The organism is Paenibacillus hemerocallicola (genome assembly GCF_006265175.1).
Taxonomy (GTDB): domain Bacteria; phylum Bacillota; class Bacilli; order Paenibacillales; family NBRC-103111; genus Paenibacillus_AB; species Paenibacillus_AB hemerocallicola.
Genome location: NZ_VDCQ01000072.1, coordinates 31638 through 47960, shown reverse-complemented (window position 1 = coordinate 47960; position 16323 = coordinate 31638). Strand labels below are relative to the sequence as shown.

14 protein-coding genes are annotated in these 16323 nt (G+C 58.0%); all 14 read right to left on the bottom strand.

Annotated elements, in window-relative coordinates; translation table 11 throughout:
- Positions 1-488: hypothetical protein (locus tag FE784_RS34025; protein WP_218103860.1), on the bottom strand; the 488-nt coding region annotated here is incomplete at its 3' end.
- Positions 489-522: 34 nt separating this feature from the next.
- Positions 523-2454: a hypothetical protein gene (locus tag FE784_RS34020; RefSeq protein ID WP_139606708.1), complete on the bottom strand. Its 1932-nt coding sequence runs from the start codon at positions 2452-2454 to the stop codon at positions 523-525.
- A gap of 316 nt (positions 2455-2770) precedes the next feature.
- Positions 2771-3067: a hypothetical protein gene (locus FE784_RS34015; RefSeq protein WP_139606707.1), complete on the bottom strand. Its 297-nt coding sequence runs from the start codon at positions 3065-3067 to the stop codon at positions 2771-2773.
- A 188-nt stretch (positions 3068-3255) separates the two neighbouring features.
- Positions 3256-4110: an HpcH/HpaI aldolase/citrate lyase family protein gene (locus tag FE784_RS34010; RefSeq protein WP_139606706.1), complete on the bottom strand. Its 855-nt coding sequence runs from the start codon at positions 4108-4110 to the stop codon at positions 3256-3258.
- An 87-nt stretch (positions 4111-4197) separates the two neighbouring features.
- Positions 4198-5109, bottom strand: a complete 912-nt coding sequence (prpB, locus tag FE784_RS34005; RefSeq protein WP_139606710.1) for a methylisocitrate lyase — start codon at positions 5107-5109, stop codon at positions 4198-4200.
- A gap of 79 nt (positions 5110-5188) precedes the next feature.
- Positions 5189-6634, bottom strand: coding sequence for a bifunctional 2-methylcitrate dehydratase/aconitate hydratase (locus FE784_RS34000; protein WP_139606705.1), 1446 nt, complete (start codon positions 6632-6634; stop codon positions 5189-5191).
- A 147-nt stretch (positions 6635-6781) separates the two neighbouring features.
- Entirely contained in the window at positions 6782-7909 is a 1128-nt protein-coding gene (gene mmgD, locus FE784_RS33995) for a citrate synthase (RefSeq protein ID WP_139606704.1), read from the bottom strand.
- Positions 7910-7965: 56 nt separating this feature from the next.
- Positions 7966-9153, bottom strand: a complete 1188-nt coding sequence (locus FE784_RS33990) for a CaiB/BaiF CoA transferase family protein (protein WP_139606703.1) — start codon at positions 9151-9153, stop codon at positions 7966-7968.
- Between the two features lie 22 nt (positions 9154-9175).
- Positions 9176-9676: a MaoC family dehydratase gene (locus tag FE784_RS33985; protein WP_139606702.1), complete on the bottom strand. Its 501-nt coding sequence runs from the start codon at positions 9674-9676 to the stop codon at positions 9176-9178.
- 187 nt (positions 9677-9863) lie between these two features.
- Positions 9864-10049, bottom strand: coding sequence for a hypothetical protein (locus tag FE784_RS33980; RefSeq protein ID WP_139606701.1), 186 nt, complete (start codon positions 10047-10049; stop codon positions 9864-9866).
- A 787-nt stretch (positions 10050-10836) separates the two neighbouring features.
- The gene (locus FE784_RS33975; protein WP_139606700.1) at positions 10837-11505 is read right to left on the bottom strand and encodes a GntR family transcriptional regulator; all 669 of its coding nucleotides are present in this window, start codon (positions 11503-11505) and stop codon (positions 10837-10839) included.
- A gap of 534 nt (positions 11506-12039) precedes the next feature.
- Positions 12040-13119, bottom strand: a complete 1080-nt coding sequence (locus FE784_RS33970) for a tartrate dehydrogenase (protein WP_139606699.1) — start codon at positions 13117-13119, stop codon at positions 12040-12042.
- Positions 13116-14954, bottom strand: coding sequence for a CocE/NonD family hydrolase (locus tag FE784_RS33965; RefSeq protein WP_139606698.1), 1839 nt, complete (start codon positions 14952-14954; stop codon positions 13116-13118). The genes FE784_RS33970 and FE784_RS33965 overlap by 4 nt, the downstream gene beginning before the upstream one ends.
- A complete protein-coding gene (locus FE784_RS33960; protein WP_139606697.1) occupies positions 14930-16267 on the bottom strand; it encodes a neutral/alkaline non-lysosomal ceramidase N-terminal domain-containing protein in 1338 nt (445 codons plus the stop codon). Before FE784_RS33960 ends, FE784_RS33965 begins: the two co-directional genes overlap by 25 nt.
- Positions 16268-16323 lie beyond the last annotated feature (56 nt).

Here is a 16323-nt window from a genome sequence, read left to right as displayed (position 1 = left end):
GGGAAGATGCCGCCGGCAAATTTGGACGACGGATAGTTCGGGTCGTCACAATCGATGATCGGCGCCATGTCTCCCGTGTACGTGTACGTCTTCGCATTCTTTGCATACGCCGCACGAACGCGAGCCGTACAATCTACGCCGGACTGGACGCCGACTTGTTTCATATCGATGCCGTTCGACAGATCCATCACGGCGACTTTTCCCGCTGTACTTAATGCATGATCCACAAAACCATCCGGAGTCCCCGCGTAGCTTGTACTCGCCACAATGCGATACCATGCGCCTCCGCCGTCGCCTGATGCATAGTAGCCGCTTGTCCTGACCCATTGTCCCTCATCCACACTGCTTAGCAGCAGCATCTGCGCAACCGTGTCAACTAGCATACACGACGAGCTTGCCGCTTCGGCGAGATTAAGCGGCAGCATGCTCCCTGCCAACATCGTGCCTCCTGCAAGCCCCAACGTACCAAGCAATGCACGACGACTCATCCTTTTGCTCTCCATCTTTTTCCCCCATCTCCTATTAGATTTGATCCAACAGCGACCATATGCCTGCGAGATTGGCCTTTGCCGTGTAGGTCTCCTGCGCAGCTACGATCTGTTGCGTACTGCTTGCCTCCCCGTTTCGCTTCAACTGGTCCGATCCGGTCGCTTTGATCCGCACCTGACCACCCGCTTGGGACGTATTGACAATCGTATACGTCAAACCAAGCGATACCGCCGACGCAGGCAATTCGACATCCAGCACGCCCGTCGCTGCCGCAGGCAAGCGCAGCTCGTACCCTGCCCAAGTCCCCGCCGCACATACAAGCGGCTGATCAAGCAGCTTGACCGGACGGTCCCCCTCATAGCGAACGGTTACACCTCCCGCTTCATTGACACGAACAAATCCTTTGTTGCCATCCAAATCGTTCTCCCCGTATGCATCCACAATCGTCAACCGCCGGATGGATGCGCCTGGCGCTGTCTGCATCCAGAACGGCGCCATCATTTTCGGTGTGGTTCGCGTATCGATTGCTTTCGGGCGAATCAAGGTCACTTTGCCAACCGTCGTCATGCCTTTCGTCACATCGTCCGCAGCGATCATCATGGAAAAGGCACAGCGCGCGTGATAAGACGAACCGCCGACACCACTCGTGTTCGCATCCAATACTGTAACGTCCGATGCGATCACCTCCGGCGCGGTATGGACCCATCTGCTCCAATCGACCCCTTTGGCGGCAGGACGCTCAATCGTTGCTTTGTGAATGACAATAGAGCCGTACAGCTTGCGATTGATATTGATGCTGCCGGACAAATCCGGATACGCAAATCGCATCGCGCCGACATTGCCATCTTCGACTGAACGATAGTTGCTCACGTAGACGTTGTAGAACGGCAGCTCCGGCAGCGGCGACGACAAAAAGCCGGGTACGAACTGCAAGCCGCCGCGCGAATTGCCGCGTGTCGCGACATCGATTAGCGACACATCGATGTATGACTTCGTTTGATTGTTCGGCTCAATATCGATGCCATAGGCAGGGTTGGCAGAAGCGATTTTTCCTGTATTGCGATACTCGCCGCCGACGATACGACCATGCTTGACCGCCGTAATGGATAAGCCTTGTCTTCGGTTGGAATCGGCGACACAGTTCTCCAGCGTAATATGCTCCGGGATCGGCAAATTCGGATTCGCGGGGTAAATCCCGATGTAGTAGCCATCGCCCCAAAACTTCTCTGCCAATCCTTCTTGAATCGTAATATGCTTCGCACCGGAAACGAGATAAAACCCGAAGCCCCATTCGCCGCCCGTACCTGTATGTGTCGTACCGACATCGCCTACAATCCACGGACGATACATCGTCACATGCTCACGGCCTTGAAAATTAAACAGCACATACTCCCCGTTCGCGCTCCCCTTTGCCTGAAAGCGGAATTGCCCGTCAAACCAATGGCTGCTAAAGCTTGGCGGGAAGATGCCGCCGGCAAATTTGGACGACGGATAGTTCGGATCGTCGCAATCGATGATCGGCGCCATGTCTCCCGAATACGTGTACGTCTTCGCATTCTTTGCATACGCCGCACGAACACGCGCGGTACAATCGACGCCGGACTGGACGCCGGCTTGCTTCATATCGATGCCGTTCGAGATATCCATCACGGCGACTTTTCCCGCTGCACTTAATGCATGATCCACAAAACCATCCGGTGCGCCTGCATAGCTCATACCGGCCACGATGCAGTATAACGCACCTCCGCCGTCACCTGATGCGTAATAGCCGCGTGTCATCACGAATTGCACTTTCTCCGGATGTGCCAGCGCCTTCAGTGCGGTTATATCATCAACCACAATCAGTTGTTCCTCTTTGGCAGCTTGCACATTGCTCTTCGCGAGCAGACTGCCCGTTACCAACATCGCACCCGCCGCTCCTACTGTGCCGAGCCATTTTCGCCGGCTCATTTTCTTGATCTCCATCGCAATCTCTCCTTATGATTGAATAACCGTAAGCGTTTGCATATCATTAGCCTATCGCAGCGGTTCCCCGCCTGACCATTGGCGATATGGACTTTGCGCAAGGCAATCCGGTCCTCCATAGGTTCACCGGCAACTCTATAATACGATTTACCGAATACAAAAAAGCGCACATCATTCAGATGCGCGCTGCGGTAAAACACTCTAATTCAGTTCCACGAGAATCCCAAAGCGACAAATGACCGTATAGCGACTATGGGGCGAAAAAAACAAGCGGGCCCCGCTGTGATACGGAGCCCGCTATATGTGTTACAAGCCTTCAGCCGAAGCTGCCGAGCAGGAAACGCGCCAGTTCACCCGCACGGAGCGGATCTCCGACATGCCGGAGTACGAACGTTTTGCCGAGCGCGTCATACTTCTGCTTGAGCACGTAGCCGTGCATCGGATGGTGGATCACAACGCTCACCGGAGCGTCCGCCGGAATGCGCGGAAGATCGAACTCGTAATCGTAGCCCATAAGGAGCGGAGGCGCTTTCTCGGACATGAACGTAATCGCCGAAGCTTCCTCGGCTAGCTTCAGAAATTTCGGAGTGTACAGGTCCTCGATCGAATCCATTCCGTAGAATGGCTTAGACTACTTTTTTTCTGCATGCAAATGTGAACGCCCTCGCAAACAGGCTGCCTGCTTGCGAGGGCGTTGTTTCCAGAAAATATATATTGTTACTTTTGCGATCCCCCACGTGGCATCCTGCGGCGCCCATTGCCATGCCAAACAATTACGGCGATTTTCCTGCATGGATTTCGTCAGTCAGCGGCGGACCCGCCCTCACGCTGCGCAACCAGGTCGCCCAACTTGCGCTTAGCTCTCACATATACCGGCAGGTCGATCAGCCTGCCTTCCAACTGAACCGATCCGCCCGAATGCATGCTCTCATACAAACGGACTGCATTGCGACACCAGTCCATCTCCTCCTCCGGTATCCGGTAGGCATCCCTGACCCAGTCGATATGTCGCGGATGAATGATCATTTTCCCATAAAAGCCGATCCGTTTGCCAAGCTCCGCATCTCTCATAAACGATTCCTTGGCGTCTAGCAGCGGAAATACGGCGTCGATCGGCGGCTCCAGTTCCGCTACCCGCGACAGCAGTACGATTCGGCCCATCGCGTACACCCGCTCTTCACCGCTTTCGCTCCAATCCGCACCGATATCGAGCGCGAAGTCGACCGCACCGAAGGCAACCCTGCGGATGCGGTTGCTAGCCGTGCCGATCCCCTCCACCTGCTGTACGCCCCGGGCCGATTCGATGAGCGGAATGAGCTCTGCAAGCGGGGCTGCTTCGTTCGCCGTGCGCAGCTCATCCGCACTCTCGCACTTCGGAATCATCGCTCCGACAGCACCGCATTCGCGAACAAGCCGCATATCCTCGGCAAAATGCGGACTGTTCGCCGGATTGCAGCGAATGACGAACGAGTTGTTCCGCCCGGCTTCTCTCCGCTTCTCCTCCAGGAAGGCGTACGCCTGCCGGCGGGCAGAAGCCTTGCACTCGGGGGCTACCCCGTCCTCCAGATCGATGATGACAACATCCGCGTCACTTCCTGCCGCTTTCTCCAGCTTGCTACGGTTGTCGCCCGGGGTAAACAAATAAACCAAACTCATGACATGCACTCCTTTACGAACCGTTTAAAATGCCGGATTCAAAGGGAAAATAGGCGGTCTATCCGATTATGGAGCAACGCCTTTGCGCTACCGTTCCCTCCCTTCCGTCGTTCCCGGCAGCACGGTGGCCGCAATGCCTGCATCCAGCTTCTCGTAATCGTAATACCGGATCGCTTCGTACAGCTCTTTGCGGGTCAGCATCCGATCCAGCGCGCCCACTTGGGTGCCATGCTCCATAATGTCCCGGAATACGAGCTCGTACGCCTTGGCGGCTACCCGCAGCGACGTGACGGGGAACAGCACCATCCGATATCCCCACTCTTCGAACTGCCGCACCGTATAATACGGCGTGCGTCCAAATTCGGTCATGTTGGCCAGCAGCGGCGCTTCGATCGCGGCGGCGAACCGGCGGAACTCCTCCTCGGTCGACAACGCCTCGGGGAATATCGCGTCCGCCCCCGCCTCCACGTACCGCCGGGCCCGCGAGATGGCCGCGTCAATCCCTTCAGCATCTTTCGCATCGGTTCGGGCGACGACGACAAGCGACGGACATACTTCCTTGATGACCCGGATTTTTTGAACCATTTCTTCGGGAGTGACGAGCTTCTTGCCGTTCAAATGGCCGCACTTTTTCGGCAAATCCTGATCCTCCAGCTGCACGGCGGCTACTTTCGCCTCGACCATTTCCTTCGCGGTACGCGCCGCGTTCAATACGCCTCCGAAGCCCGTATCGATGTCCACGAGCAGCGGCAAGCCCGTGGCGCGTATCAGCTCGCGCGCCCGGTCGGCCAGCTCCCCCGAGCCGACGATGCCGAGATCGGGCAAAGCCCGGCTAGCCGTATACGCCGCACCCGACAAATACAGCGCCTCGAACCCGGCAAGCTGCGCCATCCGGGCCGCCAATCCGTCGTGAGCGCCGGGCAGCTTCAATACCGCGTTACCTTGAATGAGTGTCAAGAAACGCTCGGCCAATTCCCGCTGCGATATGTCCCGTTCCATAAACCAAGTCAACCGATTCCCCTCCTGACGGAAGACGGGCGAGTCGGCCTATGCCGGTCCCGCCCCGTTTCCTTTACGATCAAATAACGAATTGTTCCATGAAATGATGCGCCGGCGTCGCATCCAGACGCTCGGTATCGACAAACAACCGGATGATGTCCTGCTGCTGCTTTTTCGGGAACCGGGTCGCTATGGCGCTTTCGAATTTCTCCACCAGCTTCGGAATGCCTTCCGTCCGTCGTTCCCGGTGACCGATCGGATATTCGCAGATGACTTTCTCCGTCGAAGTGCCGTCTTGGAAAAACACCTGGACCGCGTTGGCGATGGACCGTTTATCCGGATCGAGATAGTCGCGGCTGTATTGCGGATTCTCGCTGACGACCATCTTGTCGCGGAGCGCGTCGATGCGAGGATCGCCGGCGATCCCGTCCTCGTAATGGTCGGCGGTCAGGTCGCCGAACAGCAGGCCGATCGCGACCATATACTGCAGGCAATGATCGCGGTCCGCCGGATTGTGCAGCGGCCCTTTCTTGTCGATGATGCGGATGGCCGACTCGTGCGTGGTCAGCTCGATCCGGTCGATCAGCTCCAACCGGTCCTTCACGTGCCCGTGCAGCCGGAAAGCGCACTCGACGGCCGTCTGCGCGTGGAACTCGGCCGGGAACGATATTTTGAACAGCACCCTCTCCATGACGTAGGCGTCCAGCTCGCGGGCGAGCGTCAGCGTGTTGCCTTTGAACAGCACATCCTGGAAGCCCCAGCCTTTCGCGGTTAGCGCGCTCGGGTACCCCATCTCGCCCTTCAGCGCCATGAGCCCGAGCCGCACCGCCCGGCTCGTCGCGTCGCCCGCCGCCCACGATTTCCGCGAACCCGTATTGGGAGCATGCCGGTACGTGCGCAAGCTGGCATTGTCGATCCAGGCATTGGACAATGCGTTGATGACCTCATCCCGGCTTCCGCCCAATAGAGCGGTCACAACGGCGGTCGAAGCGATTTTCACGAACATGACGTGATCGAGGCCGACCCGGTTCATGCTGTTCTCGAGCGCGAGCACGCCTTGAATTTCATGGGCTTTGATCGCGGCCGTCAGCACGTCACGCACCGTAAGCGGCGCTTCTCCCCGGGCCGCGCGCTGGCGGCTGATAAAGTCGGACACCGCGAGAATGCCGCCGAGATTATCCGACGGATGCCCCCATTCCGCCGCCAGCCACGTATCGTTGTAGTCGAGCCAGCGGATCATGCAGCCGATATTGAACGCCGCATGGACCGGATCGAGCACATATTGCGTGCCGGGAACGCGCGCTCCGTTCGGGACGACGGTACCCGGAACGATCGGTCCGAGATGCTTGGCGCATTCCGGGTAACGCAGCGCCAGGAAGCCGCAGGCGAGCGTATCCATCAGCACGTAACGCGCGGTATCGTAGGCTTCCGCGCTATCAATCCGTTTATCGAGGACGTAATCGGCGAGTTGGACCAGCAGTTCATCCGGCGTTCCGCGGGATTGCTGGGCAAATTCATGATGCATGTGCAACATGCTCCTTCCATAGTAATATTTCGAAGCCGGGCAAGCCGCTTCGCCAACGGAGACTCGGTCGTATCCGCTCTTTCGCGCACCGCGCGGATCCCGGCACACAGTGCTGCATTGCACAGCGACGGCCGAACGTTTGCCGCCTCATTGCAGGGTCGGCCGTAATCCTCTCGGTCCGTTATACAGCACGCGCGGGCGAAACAGCCGGTTGTTCGCGTGCTGCTCCATGACATGGGCGCCGATGCCCGCCGTTCGCGAGGCCAGGAAAATCGGCGTATACAGGTCGATCGGTATGCCGAGCAAGTAGTAAACCGGGGCGGCGTAATAGTCGAGGTTTGGGTACAGTCCCTTCTCCTCGCGCATGATCCGCTCGCCCAGCTCGCACATCTCGTAAAGCTCGCGACTGCCCCGCCGCTCGCACAGGTCTGCAAGCGCTTCCTTCATGAGCAGCGCGCGCGGGTCCATTTTCTTCATGTATACCCGATGGCCAAAGCCCATAATGCGTTCCTTGCCCGCAAGTCTCGCCTTCATCAGCTTCTCCAGCCCTTCGGGCGTCTTCGCCTCCTGCAGCATGTACATGACCGCTTCATTGGCGCCGCCGTGCAGCGTTCCTTTGAGCGAGGCCACGGCGCCGGTCAACGCGCCGTACAGATCCGACTGCGTCGAGGCGATAACCCGGGCGACGAATGTCGAGTTCGGCATCTCGTGCTCGCTGTATACGATCAGCGACTGGTCGAATGCCCGTTCCTCCCGCTCGTCCGGCAGCCGTCCGGTCAGCATGTACAGGAAATTGGCGCCGTAAGACAGCTCCCGCTTCGGCTCGATCGGAGCTTGCCCCGTCTGCAGCCTGTAGCCGTTTGCCACGAGATTCGGGACTTTGGCCAGCAGGCGCAGCGCCTTGCGGCGATTCGCCTCCCGCGACCGGTCTCCCAGCTCTTCGTCAAAGGCGGCGAGTGCGGATATGCCGGTCCGCAAAATATCCATCGCTTCCTTGTGCGGCGCCGGGTAAGCGACAATGGGCCATATGGCGTCCGGCAGCGCCGCTTCCGCGGCCAACTCCGCCGCCAATTTCGTCTGCTGCGCCTCATCCGGCAGTGTCCCGTCCAGCAGCAATCCGACGACATCGACATAGGTGACGGTGCGCGCCAGCTCGATCAGGTCATAACCTCTAATGACGATTTGCTCGGCCGCAACGTCCAAATACGAAATGTCCGTTTCGCTGGCGATAATGCCCTCGAGGCCCGGGCGAAATTCCGTTTGTTCCGCCATCATCTTTCACTCCTTGTCATGGAATGGGATTCGGTTTCGGCAGATGGGGTAGCGCCCCGTCAGACGATCCGTTCGGCGGCCAGCCGGTCCAGCTCGGCGCGGGATAAACCGAGCAAGCCGCCGTAAATTTCTTCGTTATCCGCGCCGAGGGCAGGCGCGGCCCGGTAATCCGGCTTCCTGCCCGATACTTTGATCGGGGTGCCGATCATGCTGACCTCTCCGAAGGACGCATGGTCCACGCTGACGATCATGTCCCGCTCCCGCAGCAGCGGGTGCTTCATCGCTTCTTCCACCGTATTTACCGGGGCGACGGGAACGACGCCCTGCAGCTTCTCCAGCCAATGAGCCTTGTTCTCCCTCTCGAATACGGCGATCAGCTCGGCCACAAGCGCTTCCTTATGCTCGAACCGGGACTCGAAGTTCGCAAATCTCGCATCCTCAGCCAAATGCGGAGCTTCGATAGCCCGGCACAATGCCGGGAAAAACTTTTCCTTGTTGCACATAATGACGATATGGCCGTCTTTCGTCGGAAACAATTGGGACGGCACGAGGCTCGGATGGGCCGAATGCGCCGTTTTTTGCGGAACGTAGCCTTTGTTCAAATTCCAGATGGCCAAATAGTTGAGTACCGAAGCCGCCGTATCGAACAAGCTCACATCGACGTCGCAGCCTTCTCCTCGCGTCTTCGCCCTTAACAAGCCGACCATCAGCCCGAGCGCGGCCATCATGCCGGTCGAGAAGTCGATCATCGATAGCCCGTACTTCTCCGGAGGGCCGGAAGGATCGCCGGTGAGCGACATATGCCCGAGCATCGCCTGGAGCAAATAATCGTAGGCGGGCTCCGCCTTCATCGAGCCGCTTGTGCCGAAGCCGGACAGCGAGCACGTGACGATGAGCGGATTGACGTCTTTCAATTGCTCGTAGGTGAGCCCCAACTTCGCCGGCACATCGCCGCGCAGGTTGTTGAAGACGGCGTCGGACTTGGCGGCCAGCTGCCGGAACAGCGTCCTGCCGGTCTCCGATTTCAGATCGAGCGTGACGCTTTTTTTGTTGCGGTTGAACGCCTGATAATACAAGCTGTCGCCCTGCTCCGCATACGGAATGACCGAGCGCGAGACGTCGCCGCCCGTATGCGGGTCCTCGATCTTGATCACTTCCGCGCCCAGGTCGGCCAGCTGCAAGGTAGCGTATGGTCCGGCGCCGTACTGCGACACGGACAGCACCCGAATGCCTTCCAACGGTTTCATGCTTCTGCCCCTTTCCTGTCCGTCATTTCGGACGGGTATGCGTATGCGGTCGGATCGCGAATGCCCGCTTGGGCACCATCAGCCTCCTGCGGAAGCGCAGCACATCCTCGTTCCGCTGGTTGCTCGCGATCGTCTCGACATATACGACACCGCGGTCTTCCTTGCTCTTCGACTCCGTCTTGGACAATATTTCCGTACGTGCGTACAGCGTATCTCCATGAAAGGTGGGCAGCAGATGCGCGACGTTCTCGTATTCGAGATTGGCGATCGCCGCGCCGCTAATATCGTTAACCGTCAGTCCGACACTAATCGAGAACACGAGCGTGCCGTTGACGACGTTTTGGCCGAAAGACGTCTGAGATGCGTAGTGCGCATCGATATGCAGCGGATGCTGGTTCAGACTGAGCAGACTGAACAGCAGATCGTCCGCCTGTGTAATCGTTCGGCCCGGCCAATGCCGTATGACGTCTCCGACTTCGAAATCCTCGAACACTCTTCCGTAGGGGGTATGTATTTCCGCCATGCCGGTTTCCTTCCCTTCTCGCGATTACAGTCGCTTCCTATAGCAGCCGCCCGTTTCGACCCGATTGCCCGCCGGGACAGACCACTTCGTACCACTGCTTTCAACCTAATGACGCCGGCCGGGGATAGCACCAACAGTCCGCCGCCATCCCCTTCCCTTTCCCCGTATGCGAATCTCATGTTGTCGCCTACATGCTCCTGCGGAAGAAGCTGCGCCTCGATGCCGATCCGATCGCGGAAAGCTCCTGCAACACCCCGCCGCAAAGATCTGTCAGCCGTTTATCCAGAGAAGGAGACTCGGCCCGGACAAGCGGTTTCAGGTCGGCGAGCAACTCGTCTTGATTCGCTTTCAAATAAGCATATACATCCGTCATGCCATGCCCCTCTCCTTTGCAGGTCAAGCTTTGCAAACTCGCTCAATCATAGTATACATCTTTGTATACAATATTGAACAGACTTTTTTGCGTTTTGCGATCGTCTTTTTTCCTCGATGGTTCATGAATCCGAATATTTCCCAGCCACACAAGAAACCGAAGTTCTCCTGACCGAGAGAACGTTTCGGCTTCATTGTCTCTAAGTTCGGTGAATCAGTCGAACAATCTGGAAAACATGCAGTTATTTCGTTGTAGACTTGCCCTGCTGCCGTAGTGAACTGGAATACATACAGTTATTTTCGCTCATCAACGCTCCCTTTTCGGCCTGACGTCGATTTACCTGTATGTTTACCGGTTTTTTCGGCGAATTTTGCGTTTTTCCTGAAAATCACTACATATTTTACAGGAAACATGTTGGTAACGGACTGGCGGCAAGCTTCCGTTGACGTCATTCGGTCGGCTGTCTGAAGTTATCCACCAGCCTTCTGTACTCGAATCCTTAGCTTGTTTCGAACGGCGCCTTCAACGGTACATGCAGTCTTCTCAGCTCTACTCGCTCGATCTTCATCGCAAGTCTCCCTCTCGCCAATTCGCTCGTTAAGCTCCCTTATGCGCAAGGGTGCCAGGAAGACCGTGATTTACTCCTCTGCGGGTCTCTGAATAGGTCTTTCAAAAGGCCCGAATTAGTGTTATAAATTGCGCGATGCATTTAGTATACATCTTTGTATACATTTTTGGAAGAAAAAAATCGAACATCCGCAACCGGCGGATGCCCGGCTTGCTGCCCTTATTTGATAAAGTACATTTGCAGCGTTTCTTTGACGGTTTCGAGGCTTCGGCTCACATGCGCCACCATCGTACGCTCCGCCCCGTCGGCGTCGCCCGCCCGAACGCGGGTCAATATGGCCTCATGCTCCTCGACAGGGAGGTTGGCCGCATAGTGCGGGTGCTTGTACCCTCCGATTCGTCTATACCGCTCGAGCCGGCTTCTGAGCTGCTCCAGAAAACCGATGGCCGTCCCGTTTTGCGATAACTGGTAAAGCAATTGATGGAACTCGCTGCCGCAGCGCACGACCTCGGCATGATCGTGCGAATCGGCGGCAGCCTGCATTCTCCGCATCACCTGCTCCAGCTTCTCCAGCGTCGTCTCGTTCATGTTCCGTGTCGCATGACGGGTCAGCAGTCCCTCCAGCGCCGCTCTTACCTGAAACAATTCTTCAGCCTCGACGATCGTCAGTCTCGCTACTACGATACGTCCGGTAGACAGCTTGGTGACAAGCTTCTCCAGCTCCAGCCTGTGAAACGCTTCGCGCAACGGCGTACGGCTCACCTCCAGCGATTTGGCCAGCAGCTCCTCGCTAAGATGTTCGTTCGGTTCGTATTCGAATTCGATAATTTTCCGCTTGATTTCGGTATAGATCGCATCACTTGCTTTTCGACGCTTCGTTTGTTCCAAACTCGGTTCGCTCCTTATATCGGCTTCACTCTTCTCGCCCTATTGTGTACAATAATGTATTTTTACATTTTAAGTCGATTTGGGCGCATCGTCAATCCCGGGAGCGAATCGGGGTTGCGCCGATCAAGTTCGGCGATCCTGCTCGCTTCAAATGTCCCGAATGGCGCGGACAGTGCAACCGTCAGTCGTTGACCTCCCTCGAATCCGAGTACGTTGCTTGCCGATCGAACCGTAGCCTCCGCCTGCGACCGAACGGGTACTCGGCACTCTCGTGCCGGGCCCGGTCAGTTGCACCAGTATCGTTTGGAACGCGGGACTGCGGACTATGATCTGAAACTCCCGACCCTTGCCCCGACAATCTCGCCGCTTCGCTAACTAAAAGATGTAATCGAAATTCAAGAGTAAGGCAAACGCAATAAAGCCTCCGTCCCTGTTCCAAGGCGGAGGCTGGCTATTGCCCGTCAAGCGTTATCCGTTTCATGCCGATCGGTTCGGTTCAATCGATGGTTTCCTTTACGGGTTCCGAGACGGCTGTCACTTCGCAGCCAATCTAAGCTTGCGGCAAATATGATCGCCCACGTCCCGCGTACTGGCCTTGCCTCCGAGATCGGGCGTGAGCACCTGTCCTTCCTCCAGCACGTCCTGCACCGCTTCCAGCACCGCCTTGGCCGCTTCCGCCTCGCCCAGATGCTCCAGCATCATGCTGACGCACCAGATCGCCGCGATCGGATTCGCGATCCCTTTCCCGGCTATGTCCGGTGCCGAACCGTGAACGGGCTCGAACATCGAGGGGAACTCCTTCTCGGGGTTAATATTCGCCGAAGGCGCGATGCCGAGACCGCCTACGATGGCCGCTCCGAGATCGGTCAAGATGTCGCCGAACAAGTTCGACGCGACCACCACATCGAACGTATCCGGCTTCGTCACGAAGAAGGCGCACAAGGCGTCGATATGGACATTGCTTACTTCCACGCCGGGATATTCGGCCGTGATCCGACCCACGTACTCGTCCCAGAACGGCATCGTATGGTTGATGCCGTTCGATTTCGTCGCCGAGGTCAGCCGATTGCGCTTTCCGTTCGCTTGCGCCAAGCGGAACGCGTACCGCAGCACCCGCTCCACTCCGGTCCGGGTGAAGACGCTGTTCTGGATCGCCATATCGAGCGGCGTCCCTTCGTACATGCGGCCGCCCATGCTGGAATACTCGCCCTCGTTGTTTTCGCGAATGACGATGAAATCGAGATCTTCGGCGCTCCGTCCGGCAAGCGGGGACCGAATACCGCGGAGCAGCTTGACCGGCCGGATGTTGATATATTGCCGGAAGGCGCGGCGAATCGGAAGCAGCAGCCCCCACAAGGAAACATGATCCGGCACGCCGGGATAGCCGACGGCGCCCAAGTAGATGGAGTCGAAGCCGCGAAGCCGCTCCAGCCCGTCGTCCGGCATCATTTTGCCGTGCCTGGCGTAGTGCTCGCAGCTCCAGTCGAACTCGGTATAATCGAATTTCAGGCCGCCGTCGATTTCGCATACCGCTTCGAGCACCTTGCGGCCTTCGCGGATGACATCGACGCCGATCCCGTCTCCGGGAATAAGCGCGATCGAATAGTCTCTCATTGGTCGTCTCTTTTCTGCCGATCATTCGGCTCCGCCCCCGGAATAACGGGCAGTAGGATATGGGTCGGGCGAATCGTGTCGTGATAGATTGTCTGACGGGCGATCCGAACGTCCCGCTGCTCGGCGGGCGGCCCGAACGTGTTCAGGTTGCGGTTAAAGCGCGGAAAATTGCTGGACGACAGCTCAAGCTTGATCCGATGGCCTTTGAAAAACAGTTGGCTCGTCGCCCACAAATCGATCTCGTACGCGTATACGCGCCCCGGCTCGACCGGATGCGGATCGGCAAGCGACTCGCGGAAACTCGCGCGGATGACGCCGTCTTGAATGTTGATCTCCGTCCCGTCGGGATAGACGTCGATCAGCTTTGCCGTAAAGTCGGTATCTTCCGCATCCGTAGCCGCCCACAGCTTCATCTTGATATACCCCGTTACTTCCATGTCGGCTTCCAGCGGCTTGCTGACATACGACAGCACATCGTCGCGCGGAGTGTCACGTCGCTGATCACAAGGTCCGATATTCATCCCGATGCGCAAAATATTGCCGCCATTCGTCTGAACCGGATGGTCTGGGTCATACGCGTATTGGTCGGGCGGTTCGTCCACGGGCGGCTCGGGCGACAGCCAACCGCCGCCCCTCGCCTCATTCGCGGTCCCGTCGCTGTGCACGTACCAGCTCTGGTAGTCCGTTCTGGCGAGCGGCCACTCCCGCTCGTCGCGCCACCGGTTGACGCCCATAATAAATAAACGTACGGGCGGCGTCTCCGCGTAGCCGTTGTCGATCCCCTTCAGCCAATAATCGAAGTAAGCGGCGTTCAGATCATTGATGTATCGTTCGCTTTCGTCGATTTCCGGACCGAAATCCACATCGCCGATATTCCGCGAAAACGAGCCGTGAATCCACGGACCCATGATCAGCTTCTGCGAAACGCGTCCGGCCTCGCTTGCCAGGTGACGGGAAAATCCGACATAGTTGTCCAAAGTCGACCGGGCGAATTCGTCATACCATCCGCCGATATGAAGCATCGGCAGACGAATCCGACCGTACTCGTTTTCCGTATTGATACGCTGCCAGTAGCCGTCGTCCTTCCAATGGTCGAGCCAATCGAAGAAATATCCGCCGAGCTCTTCCGGAATCGGCAGCTCCCGCAGCGGCACCGGATTCAGCAGCCTCGACAGCAAAGCGACGATGCCGCGCTCCAACTCCGCCACATCCGATCCGGCTTCCGCGGAAGCCGACTTGCGAAGCTCGGCCATCGCTTCGGCCAGCTCCTTCAACGGCTTCGGCATCCCGCTTCCTTTGCGGGCCGCCGTATCGACCATCATGCGGACTACCCAGGTGAACCGGGTGAGCAGATTGAACGCCCCTCCGGCGTACACCCATGTATCGTAATGACTGGAGCCGGTGAAATACGGAAACAGCGCCTGCAAAGCCGGCGGCTTGGCGGAAGCTGCCAAAAACTGGGTCGCCCCCATGTAGGAGCCGCCGAACATGCCCACCTTGCCGCTGGACCACGGCTGCGCCGCCGCCCACTGAACCGTGTCGTAGCCGTCCTCCGCATCCCGCTTGTACGGATCGTACTCGCCTTCGGACTTGAATCTGCCTCGCACATCCTGAATGATGACGGCATACCCGCAAGAAGCGAGAAAAGCGGGGGACGGTCGGAAATTCGTTTTCGGCCATGTTTCCACAGTTTTGTTGTAAGGAGTTCGCTGGAGCAGAACGGGATAACGCCTGTCTACTTCCGGCCTGTACAGGTCCGCATAGAGGCGGGTTCCGTCTCTCATCGCGATCGGAACATCGCGGCTTACGCTTACGCGGGATCGTTGCTCGGACATCCGCTTTCAAGCGCCTCCTTTCCGGGTGAAGCCAAGCCTTGCAGAGCGTGCTCGACGAACAAGTCCCCGGCTCCCGACGGTATGCGATGGTTGCGCTTGAGCTTCGACTCGTAGCCCCCTTGCACATACGCTTCCTTCGTGCAGACGTATCCTTGTATCGAGCCGTTGCACAGCGTATTGATCATCGTATACTTGTACGATGAATGCCGCTTGAGGCGAAGTCCGAATTCGGCGAATATTTCGCCCGGAAGTCCGACCACCGCGAGCTCGCCCAATCGAAACGTCTGCACCTCGACCATGGCGGTCTTCTCCGGGTCGTTCAGCATGTTCAACAAATGCTCGGCGAAGTAGCGCTCCTTCTCCGTAGCCCCCTCCGAAGCGAGCGTCCGATGGGCCTCGTCGGCCTCGGCTTCCGTCGGCAGCCGGTACGCGATCGGAAAGAAGGCTTGCCGTACGGATACGGGCAGATCACCCGATTGAGACGGCATGATCGTCCGCCACACCTTCATCGTTTCGTCCGCCAGCTTGCGTCCCATGACGCGGTAATGGCCGGGCTCGATCGATTTGGGCTTCGTAAAGTCGTAATGGTTCAAATCCCCGCTCGCGCCCTGCACAAACAGACAAACCGCTTCCGAACCGAGCTCCCGTTTCAACAGCCGACTCAGCTCGCCCGGATAATCCGCGCTTAGTCCCAGATTGCCGCCTCCCAGCGTGTCGGTATGGCAAGCGAAATTCGTCACCGCCCCGATCGGACGGCCCTCCGTGTCCTCGATCCGCACGACCAGCAGTTCCGGGTCGGCCGGTCCGGCGGGACGGACAAGCTCCGGATGCCGGAAGCCCGGATTCGTACGGACCGTGCCGTCCTTCATCCAATACCGGCGATTGAAGGCGATGCCTTCCGCCCGGCCGATTCCGGAGCCGATTCGCGCCTCCCGCCTCCGATTATAGGCCAGAATGACCGCATCCGCCGTTCTCTCCACCATGTAATTGAGGTAGGAAGGGTGGTCGAAGCCGTCGAAGCCGGGACGAATCGGCGGGCCCGAGTGCGAGTGCGTGGCCGACACCATGACCCGATCCGGCGGAATCGGGGTATGGCGGCTTATGCGCTCCCGGATCTTCTGTACTTCTATCCGCTGCACGTACAAGGCATCCACGACTACAAGCGCCGCAACGTGACCGTTCGAATCGATCACCAACGCTTTCGCGTACAGGTCGTCAAGCACTTCGGCGGCCTTTCGTTCTCCGGCATGCCCCGGCATGGAGCTTCCCAGCGGAGGCGTAATAACGGCTTCATACATTCCGCAGCGGATCATCGAGATGCACCCGATCCGGCTGAGCGGCCCTCGAATGCGCTTGCGTTTATCCCCAT

Bases quoted from the DNA above. Each gene is read 5' to 3' on its own strand.
- FE784_RS33960 (WP_139606697.1), bottom strand. From the start codon at position 16,267: ATGATCCGCTGCGGAATGTATGAAGCCGTTATTACGCCTCCGCTGGGA.
- FE784_RS33980 (WP_139606701.1), bottom strand. From the start codon at position 10,049: ATGACGGATGTATATGCTTATTTGAAAGCGAATCAAGACGAGTTGCTC.
- FE784_RS33990 (WP_139606703.1), bottom strand. From the start codon at position 9,153: ATGAAACCGTTGGAAGGCATTCGGGTGCTGTCCGTGTCGCAGTACGGC.
- FE784_RS34010 (WP_139606706.1), bottom strand. From the start codon at position 4,110: ATGAGTTTGGTTTATTTGTTTACCCCGGGCGACAACCGTAGCAAGCTG.
- FE784_RS33965 (WP_139606698.1), bottom strand. From the start codon at position 14,954: ATGTCCGAGCAACGATCCCGCGTAAGCGTAAGCCGCGATGTTCCGATC.
- FE784_RS34015 (WP_139606707.1), bottom strand. From the start codon at position 3,067: ATGGATTCGATCGAGGACCTGTACACTCCGAAATTTCTGAAGCTAGCC.
- FE784_RS33985 (WP_139606702.1), bottom strand. From the start codon at position 9,676: ATGGCGGAAATACATACCCCCTACGGAAGAGTGTTCGAGGATTTCGAA.
- FE784_RS34000 (WP_139606705.1), bottom strand. From the start codon at position 6,634: ATGCATCATGAATTTGCCCAGCAATCCCGCGGAACGCCGGATGAACTG.
- FE784_RS33970 (WP_139606699.1), bottom strand. From the start codon at position 13,119: ATGAGAGACTATTCGATCGCGCTTATTCCCGGAGACGGGATCGGCGTC.
- mmgD (WP_139606704.1), bottom strand. From the start codon at position 7,909: ATGATGGCGGAACAAACGGAATTTCGCCCGGGCCTCGAGGGCATTATC.
- prpB (WP_139606710.1), bottom strand. From the start codon at position 5,109: ATGGAACGGGACATATCGCAGCGGGAATTGGCCGAGCGTTTCTTGACA.
- FE784_RS34020 (WP_139606708.1), bottom strand. From the start codon at position 2,454: ATGGAGATCAAGAAAATGAGCCGGCGAAAATGGCTCGGCACAGTAGGA.